The sequence below is a fragment of the Methylicorpusculum oleiharenae genome (assembly GCF_009828925.2).
GTDB classification, from domain to species: domain Bacteria; phylum Pseudomonadota; class Gammaproteobacteria; order Methylococcales; family Methylomonadaceae; genus Methylicorpusculum; species Methylicorpusculum oleiharenae.
The window spans coordinates 482,673-498,459 of the sequence record NZ_WUTY02000002.1; the positions used below are offsets into that span (position 1 = coordinate 482,673).

16 protein-coding genes and 2 pseudogenes are annotated in these 15,787 nt (G+C 49.2%); 11 read left to right on the plus strand and 7 right to left on the minus strand.

Annotated elements, in window-relative coordinates; translation table 11 throughout:
• Positions 1-41: 41 nt before the first annotated feature.
• From GO003_RS25425 to GO003_RS25475, 11 genes and pseudogenes are all read left to right on the plus strand, one after another.
• Positions 42-209 (plus strand): hypothetical protein, encoded by a 168-nt coding sequence (locus GO003_RS25425; RefSeq protein WP_159656254.1) that lies wholly within the window; start codon positions 42-44, stop codon positions 207-209.
• A gap of 126 nt (positions 210-335) precedes the next feature.
• Complete coding sequence (locus GO003_RS25430) at positions 336-1,514, plus strand: ISAzo13 family transposase (RefSeq protein WP_159656252.1); 1,179 nt, start codon at positions 336-338, stop codon at positions 1,512-1,514.
• Positions 1,515-1,552: 38 nt separating this feature from the next.
• A pseudogene (locus tag GO003_RS25435) lies at positions 1,553-2,413 on the plus strand (Fic family protein); the annotation flags it as partial.
• A 100-nt stretch (positions 2,414-2,513) separates the two neighbouring features.
• Positions 2,514-3,317: a tyrosine-type recombinase/integrase gene (locus tag GO003_RS25440; RefSeq protein ID WP_159656250.1), complete on the plus strand. Its 804-nt coding sequence runs from the start codon at positions 2,514-2,516 to the stop codon at positions 3,315-3,317.
• A 43-nt stretch (positions 3,318-3,360) separates the two neighbouring features.
• The gene (locus GO003_RS25445; protein ID WP_159656717.1) at positions 3,361-4,599 is read left to right on the plus strand and encodes a site-specific integrase; all 1,239 of its coding nucleotides are present in this window, start codon (positions 3,361-3,363) and stop codon (positions 4,597-4,599) included.
• Positions 4,596-5,540 carry a tyrosine-type recombinase/integrase gene (locus GO003_RS25450; protein ID WP_159656715.1) on the plus strand — a complete coding sequence of 315 codons (945 nt, stop codon included), beginning with the start codon at positions 4,596-4,598 and terminating at the stop codon, positions 5,538-5,540. Before GO003_RS25445 ends, GO003_RS25450 begins: the two co-directional genes overlap by 4 nt.
• A complete protein-coding gene (locus GO003_RS25455) occupies positions 5,537-6,535 on the plus strand; it encodes a site-specific integrase (RefSeq protein ID WP_159656713.1) in 999 nt (332 codons plus the stop codon). The genes GO003_RS25450 and GO003_RS25455 overlap by 4 nt, the downstream gene beginning before the upstream one ends.
• 181 nt (positions 6,536-6,716) lie before the next feature.
• Positions 6,717-6,866 (plus strand): hypothetical protein, encoded by a 150-nt coding sequence (locus tag GO003_RS25460; protein WP_231089304.1) that lies wholly within the window; start codon positions 6,717-6,719, stop codon positions 6,864-6,866.
• Between the two features lie 259 nt (positions 6,867-7,125).
• Positions 7,126-8,418 (plus strand): IS4 family transposase, encoded by a 1,293-nt coding sequence (locus tag GO003_RS25465; protein ID WP_159651551.1) that lies wholly within the window; start codon positions 7,126-7,128, stop codon positions 8,416-8,418.
• A gap of 17 nt (positions 8,419-8,435) precedes the next feature.
• Positions 8,436-9,497 (plus strand): annotated as a pseudogene (locus GO003_RS25470) (IS91 family transposase); the annotation flags it as partial.
• A 639-nt stretch (positions 9,498-10,136) separates the two neighbouring features.
• Positions 10,137-10,616, plus strand: a complete 480-nt coding sequence (locus GO003_RS25475; RefSeq protein WP_159651537.1) for a cupin domain-containing protein — start codon at positions 10,137-10,139, stop codon at positions 10,614-10,616.
• A 417-nt stretch (positions 10,617-11,033) separates the two neighbouring features.
• On the opposite strand, the gene GO003_RS25480 is transcribed toward GO003_RS25475, so the two are convergent.
• The 7 genes from GO003_RS25480 to GO003_RS25510 form a co-directional block, all read right to left on the minus strand.
• Positions 11,034-11,207 carry a hypothetical protein gene (locus GO003_RS25480; protein WP_164505694.1) on the minus strand — a complete coding sequence of 58 codons (174 nt, stop codon included), beginning with the start codon at positions 11,205-11,207 and terminating at the stop codon, positions 11,034-11,036.
• Positions 11,208-11,273: 66 nt separating this feature from the next.
• On the minus strand, positions 11,274-12,086 hold the full coding sequence (locus GO003_RS25485) for an energy transducer TonB (RefSeq protein WP_159651539.1): 813 nt from the start codon (positions 12,084-12,086) through the stop codon (positions 11,274-11,276).
• Entirely contained in the window at positions 12,083-12,517 is a 435-nt protein-coding gene (locus GO003_RS25490) for an ExbD/TolR family protein (RefSeq protein WP_159651541.1), read from the minus strand. Before GO003_RS25490 ends, GO003_RS25485 begins: the two co-directional genes overlap by 4 nt.
• Positions 12,510-13,037, minus strand: a complete 528-nt coding sequence (locus GO003_RS25495; protein ID WP_159651543.1) for a MotA/TolQ/ExbB proton channel family protein — start codon at positions 13,035-13,037, stop codon at positions 12,510-12,512. Before GO003_RS25495 ends, GO003_RS25490 begins: the two co-directional genes overlap by 8 nt.
• Positions 13,038-13,048: 11 nt before the next feature.
• The gene (locus GO003_RS25500) at positions 13,049-14,263 is read right to left on the minus strand and encodes a MotA/TolQ/ExbB proton channel family protein (protein WP_159651545.1); all 1,215 of its coding nucleotides are present in this window, start codon (positions 14,261-14,263) and stop codon (positions 13,049-13,051) included.
• Positions 14,260-14,874, minus strand: a complete 615-nt coding sequence (locus GO003_RS25505) for a DUF3450 family protein (RefSeq protein ID WP_231089291.1) — start codon at positions 14,872-14,874, stop codon at positions 14,260-14,262. The genes GO003_RS25500 and GO003_RS25505 overlap by 4 nt, the downstream gene beginning before the upstream one ends.
• A 352-nt stretch (positions 14,875-15,226) precedes the next feature.
• A complete protein-coding gene (locus tag GO003_RS25510; RefSeq protein ID WP_159651547.1) occupies positions 15,227-15,739 on the minus strand; it encodes a PepSY domain-containing protein in 513 nt (170 codons plus the stop codon).
• Positions 15,740-15,787: the final 48 nt, after the last annotated feature.

Here is a 15,787-nt window from a genome sequence, read left to right on the forward strand (position 1 = left end):
CTAAACCTTAATAATGAAGTTTGTTATTAAAGGCTATCGTCATGAAAAAATCCGATCTTTGCGCATCAAGGCAAAAGCTGCTGGTGCCTGTAGATGGTTATTCTGGCGCTTTTGCGCTTGTACCTCCACTCACACCGCGAACGATGCCAATAGCTGGCATTCCTAACGAATTAATTCATGCTCACGAGGCGCTTAGGAATGGCAATTAAATAAGTTTAACAGAAGCCAATTTAAGATGACCCCGGATTGACCGTTATAATCTGCGAATTAGATTTCAACCTGTTTCCGTTTACTAAGTCATGTCAAAGCCGTATTCAAGTGACGTAGAACAATCGATGAAAGATTTCTTCAATAGCTTGTCGGAAAAAGACAGTCGCCGTTATGCGGCAGTCGAAGCTCAGAAACTGGGTCGTTCCGGTCTGTGTTATATAGCCAAGGTTTTGGGCTGTTCTCGTACGACGCTCTATGCGGGGCTAAAAGAACTGGGAACACTGCCTGAAAAAAAACAGGATTCCCGCATTCGTCGTAAGGGCGCAGGCCGTAAAGGCTATGAAGAAACTCATGCCGGTCTTGATGAGGCGTTTTTAGAGATCTTAAAAGATGATATTGCCGGTGATCCAATGAATGAAAAAACGCGCTGGACACAGTTGACCCATGATGACATGAAGCAGCGCTTATCAGCACAATTCGCTATTCAGGTCAGTTCGACAGTCATCAAGAAGCTCCTTAAAAAGCATGGTTTTAAACGTCGAAAAGCCCAGAAAAAAGAAACCATGAAAAAAGTTGCGGGACGTAATGATCAGTTCAAACGCATCGCTGAATTGAAAGCACTTTACCAAGCTGCCGGGGATCCTGTTATTAGCATGGATACTAAAAAGAAAGAGTATTTAGGGAATTTTTATCGTGATGGCAGGCTTTACACCACTGAAGCAGTTATCGTGAATGATCACGACTTTAATAGCTTTGCCACCGGCGTTGTTATTCCTCATGGCATTTACGATGTCCAACTCAATAAAGCCGCCATCAATCTCGGCATCAGTCGCGATACCGGTGAGTTTGCTTGTGATAGTTTTAGGTTATGGTGGTATGCCCAAGGAAAACAAGACTATCCTCAGGCCCGCTCTATCTTGTTATTGTGTGATGGCGGTGGTAGCAATAGCTGTCACCAGTACCTGTTCAAACAGGACTTACAGCGGTTAGCGAACGAAATTGGGGTTGAGATTCGCGTGGCTCATTACCCGGCTTATTGTTCTAAATATAATCCAATTGAGCATCGCCTTTTCCCGCATGTAACACGAGCATGTCAAGGCGTGGTGTTTACCAGCATTGAACGCGTTAAGAAATTGATAGAGCGAACTAAAACTAAAAAAGGCTTACAAGTTTTCGTTAATGTGATTGAGACTATTTATGAAACCGGGCGTAAAGTGTGCGAGCGTTTTAAAAATGACATGCCAATAATATTTGACTGCCTTTTACCTAAATGGAATTATCGAGCCATCCCTCAAAACGCTTGATTGTCCATGTTATTTAATTTCCATTCCTTAGTGATCTAAAGCTGCTAACACATCAACTTCCAAATCCAGATATCGTGATGCGGACATTGGACCGACGTGAAGCCGTGCTGAGCAGTCAAACCGAGGGCACTCACTCTGATGTCAACGACTTGTTAATCTACGAAGCGACCGGAAGTGATGAAGGTTTACCAAAAGATGTTTTAGTAACCCTTAATTACGTCAAAGCGCTTGATTATGGCCTTAAAAGAATTCGTAACGGCAATTGCAATGCATTGACTAATGAATTGCAATTAGCATTACACGCGCATCTTATGGAGGGGGTTAAAGATTTCAAAGGGACACCGGGGGAGTTTAGAAAAAAACAAAATTGGATTGGCGGATTCAAAATCTATGATGCTCGATTTGTGCCACCCCCCGCCTGTCAAGTTCAATACTGCATGAATGACCTCGAATCATTTCTGCACTATGAACCTGATGAAGAAGATTATGGGGTAATTTCAATCGTACTTCGTATGGCGATAGCGCATGCACAATTTGAAACTATTCATCCCTTTATTGATGGCAATGGTCGAGTGGGGCGGTTATTATTACCCCTGATGCTTGCTAAAGAAGATTATCCTCCGGTTTACTTGGCTGGCTTCTTAAAATCAAACCAAAAAGAGTATTATGACGCCTTGGCAAATGTGCAACTGCAAGAAAAATGGCAAGACTGGATTGTTTTTTTTGCAGAAGGTGTCAAAGTAGCTTCACATGATTCAATAATGACAGCTAGAGGACTTCTATCTATCCTTAAGCGATGGCAAATAGCAGTCAATGGCCTCGGACAGCGTTCGGATTCAGCTATTAATAAGCTCCCCGAACTTCTAATCGCTAATCCTGTTGTTGGACGAAGCCGCTAACGCGGAGAAAAGCCGTGCTGTTTGATTGACGATAAAATGTAACCTCACGCCCTCTTTATACGAGGAAAAATTCCACGACGAATCATGAGGTTACACGACTATGACAGCATCATCCACTTTCGATTTCAAGCAAAACTATCAAACACATCTCAAACACCTGAAACTCAAGGGGCTTCAACCGAAGACGATCGAGGCCTATTCCCGAGCCATTCGGCGCATCGGTGCGTATTTCGATGAACAAATTCATGACCTCTCCGAGGCGCAATTGCTTGAGTATTTCTCCTATTTATTGGCAACCCACTCTTGGAGTTCCGTTAAGCTCGATCTGTACGGTCTCAAGTTTTACTATCAACATGTGCTAAACAAGCCGTGGGCGCATTTGGATTTGATCAAGCCGCCGAAGGGTCAGCGGTTGCCGGATATCGTCACGGTTGCAGAGGCACAGCGTGTGTTTATGACGACCCGTTCGGTCAGTTACCGGGTGTTCTTTTTTACGCTATACAGTCTCGGACTGCGCCTCGGCGAGGGCTTACGGCTTCAGGTGGGTGATATCGATGCCGCGCGTCAGCGTGTTCATATTCGGGATGCCAAAGGCAATAAAGACCGTTTGGTCCCGTTGCCGGAAACGACACTGACTTTACTGCGCCGCTTTTGGCTGGTTCACCGCAATCCGGTGTTGCTGTTTCCCAGCCGCCAAGGCGGTCCGAAGTCGGCGCATGCGGCCACCACACCACTGGATCGTGGCGGCGTGCAAACGGCGTTGCGTAAGGTCGCCAAGGAATGCGGTCTAAAAAAAAACATCACACCGCACTGTTTAAGGCACTATCTACCCTTCCTGACTATCTCTTGTAAGGCCTCGCCGATCGTGTATTCCCTGCAAACACACCTCATTTTATCGATATAGTTTGAGCTCCTTTCATCAGCCTCGTGTAGGGGAGGAGTTCACCATGAAATATCGTATCAATAACCAAGTCGTTTTATCGCAAATTCCCTTGGGCCCTCTTGCGGCTCATATTGGCTCATTTGCGGATTTCATTAGCGCTCAGGGCTATGCGCTGTATACAATTCATCGGCAGGTTCATCTAGCCGCGGACTTTAGTCAATGGCTTAAACTAAAGGGCATTGAGCTACATTGTATTTCCTCCGATCATCCAAGGCTGTATTTACGGGACCGCGCCCGGCAGGTGCAGCCATGTCGGGGTGATGCTGCGGCACTCAGTCATCTCATTGGCTTTTTGCGTGGTGAGGGTCTGATTCCCACAGAAAAAGTGTCGGAGCCTCGACTCACGCCGGCGGAGCACTGTGCGCAGGCCTACGAGCAATACCTGCGCGAGGCGCGTGCCCTGGCTGAAGCAACGATTGTCAACTACGTGCCGTTCATCAGCCATTTTCTTAAGGATTGCTTCGGCGACGGACCGGTTACACTCTCAGACCTGTCTGCCCGCGATGTCGTGAGCTTTGTTCAGCACCAAGCACAGCGGTTGCACAGGAAACGAGCCAAGCTCATGACCAGTGCCTTGCGCTCCTTCCTGAAGTACGCCCACTATCGCGGTGAGATGTCGTTGGATTTGGCGGCCGCGGTTCCGGTTATACCTAATTGGTCGATGCCATCGATTCCTCGTGCTATTTCGCCAGACCAAGTCAAGCAGTTATTGGAAGGCATTGATCAGCATACGGCGGTAGGACGTCGCGACTATGCCATTTTGCTGTTACTGGCTCGACTGGGATTACGGTCAAGCGAAGTGGCGCTTCTTGAACTCGATGCAATCGACTGGAACACCGGTACCTTCAGCGTGCGGACCAAGAGCGGTCTGCGCCATGAATTTCCCTTACCCTTTGCGGTAGGTAAAGCGATCGCTGCCTATCTGCGAGATGGACGACCGGTGAGTGGTAGCCGGCGTGTTTTTTTGCGCGCCAAGGCGCCCATCCGCGGGTTCCGGGGTGCCGGTGCGATTGGTTCTATCGTTCGTCATGCGCTTAAGCGCGCCGGAATCAAAGCGCCCACTTATGGAACGCATCAGTTTCGTCATGGCTTGGCCACCGAGATGCTGCGGCAGGGCGCCTCGCTAGGCGAGATTGGCGACGTGTTGGGTCATCGCCATCCCCAGACCACGATGATTTATACCAAGGTTGATCTTGAGGCGTTGCGTACGCTGGCTCTACCCTGGCCGGGAGGTGCACTATGAACACGCTTCGGCAAGCCGTTGCCGAGTACCTGACTCTGCGGCGTAATCTGGGTTTCCAATTGCGGGAAGCGGGTAAAGCTTTGCTCGATTTTGTCACCTTTATGGAGCAACAGCACGCGACCTATATCACCCAGGCGTTAGCGCTTGCCTGGGCGCAACAAGCTGTGAAGGCTCAACCCATCTATTGGGCTCAACGATTAAGCTGCGTGCGTGGATTTGCCCGTTATCGTAGTTCGAGCGATCCTCGCACGGAGATTCCACTGCCCGGTTTGTTACCGTTCAAGCCAAAGCGAGCTCGACCCTATCTCTACTCAAATCAAGAGATTACCAACTTACTGCAGGCTGCGCTAAAAATGCCGCATCGTTACAAAAACGGTGCTTTACTGCCCTGGGTCTATTATTGCCTGTTCGGACTGTTAAGTGTTTCAGGTCTGCGTCTCAATGAAGCCCGCAATCTCGAACTTCAAGATATCGACCTTGAAGCCGGGGTGTTGACGATCCGCAACGCTAAGTTCGGTAAAACCCGCTTGGTGCCCGTGCATGCCTCAACCTGCAAGGTGCTGGCAGATTATATCGCCAGACGCGAACGCCATTGGGCAGGACGGCCTGTTTCTACCTACTTGTTTGTCTCCAGTTGGGGCAATCGGTTGGACAATGGCCAGATCCATCGCGCTTTCTACGCATTGTCTCGGCAAATCGGATTGCGCAACGCGACCGACTGTCACGGCCCTCGATTGCATGACTTGAGACACCGATTTGCAACGAATACGCTAGTGAACTGGTATCGCCACGATCAGGATCCCGAGCGCCGTCTGCCTTTGTTGTCGGCCTACCTCGGCCATGTTCACATTGCCGATACGCAGTGGTATTTAGAGAGTGCGCCGGAGCTGATGCGGGAGGCGATGAGCCGCCTTGAGCAGCACTGGGAGGGCCGGTCATGAACACTGCCAACAGTTTAGCGCCCCTGTTGGAGCGTTTCTTTACCCAACGTTTGATGCAGCAGCGCCAGGCGAGTCCTCATACTATCCGCTCTTATCGAGATACCTTCCGTCAATTCCTGATCTTCGCTCAAGAGCGCTTGCATCAACCGCCGTCACGCCTTAATGTCGAGCAGATTGATGCCCCGTTGATTGTGGCCTTTCTGGATGAACTGGAAAAGCAGCGAGACCTAACCGTCCGCAGCCGTAATTTACGGCTCACGGCAATCCATTCCTTCTTTCGTTACGCCGCCTTCGAACTGCCTACTCATGCTGCCCAGATCCAGAGAGTGCTTGCCATCCCCAGCAAGCGCTTCACACGAACCTTGGTCAGTTTTTTCAGCCGTCCGGAAGTTGATGCGTTACTCGCCGCGCCCGATTGCAGCACTTGGTCCGGGCGGCGCGACCATGCGTTCATGCTAACGGCAGTACAGACGGGTTTGCGGTTATCCGAGATGACCGGACTCAAACGTGAGGACCTTGTCTTGGGAGTCGGCGCTCATGTGCGGGTAATCGGTAAGGGCCGAAAGGAACGCTGTATTCCTCTGGCAAGATCAACACTCTCCGTATTAAAAGCCTGGCTGCGAGAACCACAAAGAGGTGATGAGGGTGTGCTGTTTCCCAACGCGAGAGGCAACCGGCTCAGTGTCCATGGCGTTCAGTACCTGCTGAACAAGCATCGCATGGCAGCCTGCAATGGGTGTCCTTCACTTGGACAAAAGCGTGTCACTGTCCACCGATTGAGGCACACCATGGCCATGGACTTACTGCAAGCGGGCGTTGATCGCTCTGTGATTGCTTTGTGGCTCGGCCATGAATCCGTTGAGACAACCCAGATTTATCTGGAGGCAACACTTGCGATGAAAGAGCAGGCACTCGCCAGGACGACACCGCCACAGGGCAAGTTGGAACGTTATCAACCCGGTGATAAATTACTAAATTTTCTCAACAGTCTTTAGCCGAAAACTATGTCGGGTACTCGGATAGGTCTTAAGGCGCCGGGTGTATTAAATTCCGAGCATGCCTACTGAGGCCTTAACGTGACTCGACATAGTCAGGAAGGGTAGATAGTGACGGCTATGTCTTGAACGACATAGAAGGCATAGCTATGCCACACATCTGATTGAAGCCGGCGTTGACCTGCTTGAAGTCCAAAAAATTCTTGGCCACCACAGCATTCTGACCACCGCCCGTTATACGCATTTGACCGACGGTACTGACCGCAACGCCGGCCAACTCAACAATGCCTTGATGGACGGTTTTGTCATCGCCTGGGGGACCGTCCAATGATCCGCCTCGCGTCTCTGATCGAAACTTTTGAAGCCGAGTTGCGGAAACAGTACGCAGGCTCGCTCTTACCCAGCCACCTGAAGGCACCAATGCTGTTGACTTAAGAAAATTAAAGACATAACACATTGTTTTCATTATAATAAGCGCATGAAATCACCACAGAGAGACTCATTAATGACCAGCACCGCAAACATGGCACAAACATCGCTTTGAAAATTCATGCCAACTGTCGTCTTATCTTGAACAATTTCGCCGTTTAATTCCGCAGACTTTAGCCGATGATCAAAAGCAATCGGCTGAGCACTTTACCCGCACACGCAAACTTTCCCTACCCAACCTGATTACCTTGGTGTTATCACTGGTCGCCGGTGATAAATCCGCTGGCGTAGATATCCACTCCGGCGAATTCTTCAAACAAGCGCGGCGAAGCGGTTGTTGGCCTGAAGCTGAAGCCGTGCATCGGAGCGCAGTGACGAAAGCCCGGAGCCGATTAACGTGGTCCGTCTTTGCCAATCTATTAGCCGATAGCGTGCAGTTAGCTTATTCGCTTTGGCCGGACGCGCCGGAATATACGTGGCATGGCATGACGGCGGTGGCTTTTGACGGTTCCAAATATCACTTGCCGGCCTCGCCTGAACTTCGCCAAGCCTTCGATCCCAACAGCGGCTTGACCTTTCCCGGCAAAGGCCACTATCCGCAATGCCTGGTCTCGACTGCATTCGATGTCTTTCGACGGTTGCCCATCACTCGAGTGATCAGTCCCTTGGCGGAAGGCAACGAACGCGAGGATGTTAAAGAACTGCTACCGCAACTCCCCGATCGGCCTTTGGTCTTATTGTTTGACCGCGGTTATCCCAGCTATGACTTGCTTCGCTATTTGCGAGACACGACGCCGAACTCGGCTTTCGTGTTCCGCTGTCCGGCCCAATCGACCTTTAAAGCGGTCGAGAATTTTGTCCAATCCGGTCGCTCAGAGGCCGTCATCTGGTTGGATACGGCCTCGCGGATTCAACGGAAACGACCGGGCCCCAAAAGCATCAAACTACGCGCGGTCCGTTTGGAAAGCCCGGATGGTAAGCTGTCGGTCTTATTAACCAATCTTACCGATAGCTGTCAGTATTCAGCCGACTCGCTAGTCGAACTGTATTTCCGGCGCTGGCGAATTGAAGAGCAGTATCGTGATGAAAAATTGCACCTCGACATCGAAACGTTCCACAGTCACAGTGAAAACGGCATAAGACAAGAACTGTTGGCCGTCTTGGTCATGTGCGTGATCAGTCGAACCTTGATTGCTCTGCTCACCGACCCGAACCCCGATCGCTTATCGACGCCCCAATTTAAAAATGCTGTGCGGACTCTAGCGAGCGAGGTCGTGGTGTTTACTGCAGCTTATCCGGAGATCGCACGCAACGTATTTCGCGAGCTGCTGGAGGAAATCGCGCGCGTTCAGTATTATCATCCGAATAAGCCCCGAAAGTCCTATCCTCGTGTATCCCGTAAACCCATCAATAAATGGCAGCAGGATAAGTCTAAAAGGATCGCTGATGCTTAAGTCAACAGCATTGCCTGAAGGCACTGGCCGCCATGAAACTGTGCCGCACCACGCACAGCCCCCTGATGCAAGCCCACTGCGCGGACTGCGATCACCAGAACTTTATCCCATATTCCTGCGGTCATCGCCACTGTCCGCATTGCCAACAACACGAGAGCCAACAATGGTTGGAGCGGCAACTGAAAAAACAAGTGCCGGCCGAGTATTTCCTCATCACCTTTACGCTGCCGAAGGAATTCAGAGTGTTGGCCTGGCAACAGCAACGCACCCTGTACGACGTGATGATGCGTTGCAGTTGGGAAACGCTGAACACGTTTGCTCAAAACGACGCCCATCTCAAGGGACGCGCCGGGGCGATCTCGGTGCTGCACACCCATTCCCGCCGACTCGACTACCACCCGCATGTGCACGTTGTCATGCCGGCTGCCGCCATCGATACTGAACGACGACTGTGGCGAACCAAGACCGGTAAGGACCAAAGCAAAAAGCCCCACTCACGTCAAAGCGGCACCGGCTATTTGTTCAATCACAAGGCGCGGGCCAAAGTGTTCCGCGCAAAATTGCTCGATGCGATTAACCAGGAAGGCTTGGTTCTGCCGGAACGGTATCCCGAAACCTGGGTCGTCGACGTCAAGTCGGTCGGTAACGGCGACAAGGCGCTGGTTTATTTGGGGCGTTATCTTTATAAAGGCGTCATCCAGGAAAAGGACATCATCGCCTGTCAAGACGGCCAGGTGACCTTCCGTTACCAAGACAGCAAGACCCAACGCACACAAACCCGAACCGTGCCGGGCACTGAGTTTTTATGGCTGATGCTGCGTCATATTTTACCGAAAGGATTTCGACGGACGCGCAACTTCGGTTTCTTGCATCCCAACAGCAAAGGCTTGATTAGCCTGTTGCAACTACTACTCGGCGTCAATCCGAATCAGGCCTTGGCCTGGCTGAAAAAACGTCCGGCTCTGAAGTGCCCGTGTTGCGGCGGCGACATGCGTATTGTCAAAACGAGGATACCGAAGATCTCCACTCTCCCGTTAAGCCGATCAGCCACTATTCCACAGGTTGCTTCGGTTATGTAGCCGACTCGCGCGTTCTTCGAAGAGTTCCGCATCGGCATTCGGCTGCCGAGGACGTCGCTCAGCCCGAAATCAGACTATAATGCGTCCAAAAGCCGGTTCTTTAGGTTCCTGTTGCGATATTAGCAACGGTTTAAGGCTTGAAAAGCTGTCGCCGCTAACTACGAGTCGCGACACCTTCAAAACGACAAAAAGCTATTTTCTTATATAAAGCATCCACCCCACGCTAAATCACCCGGGCCGGGTTTGTCCAACAAGTTATTATCTGGGTCTTTATACTATACGGTATTTTCAAACTTAATTGATAAAAAAACATATAGCGGTAATTTATCTAAACTGGATAACATCCCAATGCGCATAAAAACAGTTACCTAATAACATCTGATTATAGTTAAATTAAAATCAACAGCTTAAAAAACAAACGATGCATACTATACTTGCCTGATTAGACATTTTTATTTTTATATTTCCGGTTATCTCTATAAAATAATTTACGGCCATTTGATCCTTCCATTAGCATTTGTCTAATGTCAAATAATCCTGTTTCTTCAATCTTGAATTCATCTAATAAATGCAACACCTCTTAAAGGGGCTAGATGGTATAGTTTCTGTCTACCAAAACAAAAAATAAAGAGGTGCTCAATGAGAATTTATTTGATGGCTTTAATGCTTTTTTTTGTAGATACCGCATTAGCTCAGGATAAGATTGATCGCATGAGCGCTGTTACCATGGAATCGTTTAACCCAGATACGGTTAAGTGGAATGACGAGCTGTTACTCCCTCAAGGTGCCCAAAGCGTCATTCTAGTGGGTGACCCAAAGAATGCAGGGGTTTTTATCGCTTTGCTGAAATTTCCATCTAATTATCCAATCCCACCACACATACACCCGTTTACAGAAGTAATTACAGTTCTGCGTGGCAAACTAGGCAATGGCATGGGTGAAACATTTGACACAAAAAAGGGTGAGATGCTTAACGTAGGTTCAAGCTTTGTGTTACCAGGCGGACACATTCATTATGTGTGGACCACCGATGAGGAAACAATCGTCGAACTAATCGCTACCGGACCATGGGGTATTACTTATACGAATCCAACCGAAGATCCACGCAAGAAAAAATAGCGTGGAAGTGGAATTATGAATTCCAATAGGATTTTAATGACAGTTACTGCCGCCACACGCTCAACTATTTAAATGTCGCAAACTGGCAAACAGGAGGCGACCCAAAACTGCTGGTCGCGTTTCTCCAAACCGTTCAGTCAGCCAAATTCAGATTCTGTGTACTGGAGAGCTACAAAGCAGACGTTGGCGACCTCACCCGATCGGCTACTTTGCTACATTCAAGAATTATTTCGTAGGGCTGCTGTAAAACAGAAAGCCATCGGCAGTCAGTCGATCTCCCGTGCTAATGCGTTTTTTAAACCAGCAGTTATTTTTCCTCAGCTGGATTAGTTTAAGACCACAGGTGACACAGAAAGGTTTTCCGGTCAATCAGCGGTAACTTTTGACTGATTAGGTTCTGGTTATGCGGCTCTAACCTCACTTCATTTTTGTGTCTTTATCCAGCTGGTAGAGCTCCATGACGAGATGTTTAAACCAGAGTGGTTTTTTCATAACGATATAGAGCGCCACCAGCGTCGTAGTAGGGAACGGAAAAATATCGATGATCTCAAGTAAAACAAAGCCTACTATTAGTTTGAATTTTGCGCTCATTTAACCCACTTATTCATGTGATTTTAGGTAATAACCCGACTAAATAACCCCAAATAAACTTTCCCTTCAGCGTTGCTTGCTGAGCTTAAAACTTATCCTTTGAACAGCACGTTGTTCAACAGCCTGACCGTTCTTATATGTGGGTTTGAAACGCCAACGCCGGATAGCTTCAAGGGCAGCCTGGTCGAAAGTCAGTTTTGGTTTTGCCTCAATCACTTTGGCTTCGCGGACCGTACCTTCCGTTGTCACCACTATTTCGAGACGAACCCAACCTTCGAGTCTGCGTTCGAGCGCAATTCGCGGGTAACGGGGCTCCACGCGCGACAGTACCGTCAAGCCCTGAATTCCTGAACCGCCACTTTGTGCTCCGGCACCGTCACCGTGCGCAACTTTCGCTTCGGTTGTTTTGTTGCCATTTCCCAACGCGGGTGGCGTTGTCAAACGCACGTTGGTTCCAGGTATAGAGGCAAATTCAGGTCCAGTCCCTTGTTTGGGGATTGCTATATTCGGAGCTGTTACCGGTGTCGAAATCGGATTATTCTTTTTGACTTTTTTGGCAAGGGGTTTTGACTTTATCGCTTTAAGCTGTTTAACCGGCGTTGGCAAGGCAGACTTGTCTTTGGGTTTTTGTGTTGGCGCGCTATCGACCACTTTATTTGGCTTTGGTTGAAGTACAGTCTTTTGTTCCGGAGGTTTTGGGATAATGCGAATGAATTCGATCGGTTGCGGTTTTGTTTGTGAAACCAGCACCGCTTCTCGCTGGCTGATTAACGCGCCAATCAATAACAGCAAGGCCAGATTGATGAGCAAAGCCGCGGCAAAAGCTCCGAGCAACACCAAGCCCGAATAAATGGGAGCATCGGCATTTATCTGTTTCATCCAGGATCAGTAAGTGTACTAGCCGCCACCGAGATATTGACTAAACCGGCCAGTCGCAATTGATCCATTACGTTAATCAATAAGCCGGTACTGGTCTTGGTGTCTGCCAAAATAACTGCCGATCGGTTCGGTCCCGCAAGCCCCTGCTGTTCAATCTGGGCGCGCAGGAAGCGGATATCGACAGCAGTATTGTTGAGCCAGATTTGTTCGTCCATACTGATTGTGACGATGAGTTCGGTATTTGTCTGAGTCATGGCAGTGACCGCTTTCGGGCGTTGGACCGCGACGGCCGATTCACGGATAAACGAACTCGTGACCAGAAAAAAAATCAATAGAATAAATACCATATCGATCAGCGGTGTCATGTTGATCGTTTCGGAATTATCCTCGCCGAGATCGCTCCGGCTTTTAAACAGGTTTTTTCTATTCATGACTGCGGATCTGACTCCTGAAGCGGCGTTCGCCTGTATTAGCTCTTCGCTTTAGGTCATAGCCTACAGCCACGCCGAATAAGCCTAAGACCAGGCCCGTCATGGTCGTGATGAGCGCTTGGGATACTCCGCGTGCGACGATTCGGGGTTCAGCGCTGCCAAATAGGCGAATTAAGTCGAACGTTTCGACGATGCCGGTAACGGTTCCTAACAAGCCCAGCATCGGCAAAATTCCAGACAGTGTTTTGATTAAGCGAAGATGACGCCGCAGCAGAAAAATGATTTGAGCTGTCTCGATAATCCTATCCGCAGAGGAGCGCAATGAGGGAAGGCTGTCCTTGATGTAAACAGGAAAAACATGGAGCAAATAAAAGTAGCGTTCCAAAATCAAGGTCCACAATAGCAATGAAACGGCCAGTAAAGGCCACATCACCGGCCCACCCATCGCGATTAATTCTTCGATGTGCTGTTCAGCGTACTGAAGCCAAACAATCACAGTTTCGTAAAAATGGCCGTTCATTGATTTACCTGCTAAGTTCTTGGAGGCTGGGCACTGCCGCTTCCCGCATGGCGCTTATCGAGGCGTGTTGCGAGAGCGGCTGCCGCATGAGTCTCCAACAAATTACCGAGATTCTGACACTTGCCGACCAAAAGACTGTGCAACAGTAAAATAGGGATCGCTGTAACCAGTCCTTGGACAGTAGTAACCAGCGCTTGAGAGATGCCGCCCGACATCAATTTCGGATCGCCCGAGCCGTGAAGAGCAATGGCCTGGAACGTTTCTATCATGCCGGTCACCGTGCCGAGCAAACCCAGCATTGGCGCAATCGCAGCGACCAGTTTCAAGAACGGCAAGGCGCGCTCCAACTTACCCCGCTCATCATTTAATGCTTCTTCAACGGTTAAATACAACGCTTCTTCGTCACTTGCCGTCTGCTGTTCAAATCGCATTAGAATCCGGCCCAGTGGGTTATCCGGTCTCAGTTCGGGCGATTGCAGCTGAAGCTTGATACGTTTGCCGGTCAGGCTCAAATCCACGAAACGGAATCCACAAAGTACATAAGTGAATCCTGCCAAAACCAGGATCAAATAACCGACCATACCACCTTGAGCTATGCGTTCGCGCAAATTCGGTATTTGCACCAATAACTGCAGTGTTTGCCCACCGGATGGATCGATGGCTACCGGCGCAATAACTGACGAGTCAGTTTGAGTAAACTCCCGCGCCATTTCAAGCAGGTTCCCACCGGGTTGGCGGGGCAATTCGACTAAGCGGTCGATTTCGGGCGAATACGCCAAATAACGACCATCAGCGATGAACGTGAAACCGCCGAGCCGGAGCACCTCTTTTTCAGATGCGGTCCCGCTGGGCTCATATACCGGAGCGCGCACAAAGGCTATGCGCCCTGAAGCATCAAGCTGCTGGTGCAGACTGGCGAACAACTGTTCCAGTTCGGCGGCGCTAGGCATATGACGACTGTCGGCCAGACGCTCGATAAGCGCGCGTTGACTTGCCGAATCGCCGGATAAAAAAAGATGATGGTACAGCGGCTTGAGATCCGCAGCACCTTCGCGAATAGCCGCAAACAAAGCGTCCTTTTTTGCAAGTTCTTCGTTAAAACCGGCCTCAATTTTAGCAGGCAGCTTTGCCGCATGGTTTTCGGATGACGCGGCTTGAGCTAAAGGAGTAACAAATCCGCTAAAAAGCCACAGAAACCAACAGACTATAAAAAGCACGGGGTTCATGGCGTTTTTGGCCCCGGCAGCGGGAGTGAAATCAACAGCGGCGGATCCAGCTTACGTGCTGCACGCAAGCCTTGGGCGATCGCTTCATTGCCCTCTCCGGAAAGGCGTTGCCATTGGCGCGTATCGTTGCGCCAAAGTCCCGATTCACGCCCATCAAGCGTTTGATAATACAGCGCCAAACGACCAATACTGAGAAAGTCGACTAAGCGTTCTCCTTTTTGGGTTCTCAGCAGTGCACGATAGGTGTCGATAGTATGAGCAAAATCAAGCTCAACCCGATATGCTTCGACTGTGCGGCGAAATAGCTCCGGAAGTTCGGCATTCGGCTCGCTCAGCAATTTTTCCAAACGTTCCATGCGCCCCCGGCGTTCCTCAATCATGAACGGTGGTCCGTCTTCGATACCTTTTTTCAAAGCGGAGACGGCATTGCCAAGCACTACGCGTAGGTCGGGGTCAAGTTTTTTGAGCGCCTCAAAAGCGCTGATTATGTTTTGCTGATCGGCGGGTAGAGGAGCAGCCGATTGACTCGGGATTTGAATTTTCTCATCCAAAGGTTGCGCGGGATAAGCTAATGTTGGGATCGGTAAAAACAGAAAGACGTTAAGAATCAATCTGATTGTTCGACATAGGAAAACGGCTAAAATTTGAAGAAACAACTTAAATTTAACGGGGAGATTGCTGGGTAAATGAATCTAACAGGGGCAATTTTACATTGCAATGGGAATATTTCCCGTAGTCAAGATACAGTGTCCGGTGAAAAACGTCTTGTAAACTTTTTCTCGGTAGCATTTTTTCTGCATTAATTGACTTAAAATTTGGGTGAAATCTCGCTTATTTCATTTTGGCAATAACAAACCGCGCGCTTTAGCGAAAACTTATAGAGACGTGAAAAAGGCTTTATCAGGCCAATAAGCCTGTTTCAAGTGTTTAGTGAAACAGGCTTTTAGAAATGATACTGTGGAATCAATCCAATCCGATTTGATAAATCACTTGCTCCGGATCGCTAAGCTTGCCGGTAATGGCATCGACTTCTACTTCGAGCATCTTGCCATCGGCAGACTTAATGTCGAACTCATAGGCTACGCCAGCCTCTCCTTCGATTTCATATTCGATTTTCATAATGTTGCCGGGATATTTATCCAATGCGGTTTTCATTGCGGCATCTAATCTTACCTTGGTTTTAGAGGTAAACTCTGGGTCGTCGACAGCGACTTCTCGTTCGGTTTCAATTATTTTGCCGCTAACGGCATCGCATTCGACTTCCCAATGCTTACCGTCCTTTCCGTGAATATCCAATTCGTATTGGGGCTTACCTCCTTCCGTTTCAGCTCTCAACGTAATGACATCCCCAGGATGACCGTCAAGTGCGGATTTTACGCAGTTATCGATAGCCCCTTTGTGCTGTTCGGCTTCGGCGTAGACTCCAGGAGCAGCAAATAGAGACACCAGTAACGCAACAATTATCTTCTTGTTCATAGTGATTCTCCTTCATGGCAAAAACCTCACTTTAAATAAGGGAGGCCT

Bases quoted from the DNA above. Each gene is read 5' to 3' on its own strand.
- GO003_RS25430 (WP_159656252.1), top strand. From the start codon at position 336: ATGAAAGATTTCTTCAATAGCTTGTCGGAAAAAGACAGTCGCCGTTAT.
- GO003_RS25445 (WP_159656717.1), top strand. From the start codon at position 3,361: ATGAAATATCGTATCAATAACCAAGTCGTTTTATCGCAAATTCCCTTG.
- GO003_RS25490 (WP_159651541.1), bottom strand. From the start codon at position 12,517: ATGAATAGAAAAAACCTGTTTAAAAGCCGGAGCGATCTCGGCGAGGAT.
- GO003_RS25485 (WP_159651539.1), bottom strand. From the start codon at position 12,086: ATGAAACAGATAAATGCCGATGCTCCCATTTATTCGGGCTTGGTGTTG.
- GO003_RS25500 (WP_159651545.1), bottom strand. From the start codon at position 14,263: ATGAACCCCGTGCTTTTTATAGTCTGTTGGTTTCTGTGGCTTTTTAGC.
- GO003_RS25450 (WP_159656715.1), top strand. From the start codon at position 4,596: ATGAACACGCTTCGGCAAGCCGTTGCCGAGTACCTGACTCTGCGGCGT.
- GO003_RS25440 (WP_159656250.1), top strand. From the start codon at position 2,514: ATGACAGCATCATCCACTTTCGATTTCAAGCAAAACTATCAAACACAT.
- GO003_RS25475 (WP_159651537.1), top strand. From the start codon at position 10,137: ATGAGAATTTATTTGATGGCTTTAATGCTTTTTTTTGTAGATACCGCA.
- GO003_RS25480 (WP_164505694.1), bottom strand. From the start codon at position 11,207: ATGAGCGCAAAATTCAAACTAATAGTAGGCTTTGTTTTACTTGAGATC.
- GO003_RS25510 (WP_159651547.1), bottom strand. From the start codon at position 15,739: ATGAACAAGAAGATAATTGTTGCGTTACTGGTGTCTCTATTTGCTGCT.
- GO003_RS25425 (WP_159656254.1), top strand. From the start codon at position 42: ATGAAAAAATCCGATCTTTGCGCATCAAGGCAAAAGCTGCTGGTGCCT.
- GO003_RS25495 (WP_159651543.1), bottom strand. From the start codon at position 13,037: ATGAACGGCCATTTTTACGAAACTGTGATTGTTTGGCTTCAGTACGCT.
- GO003_RS25455 (WP_159656713.1), top strand. From the start codon at position 5,537: ATGAACACTGCCAACAGTTTAGCGCCCCTGTTGGAGCGTTTCTTTACC.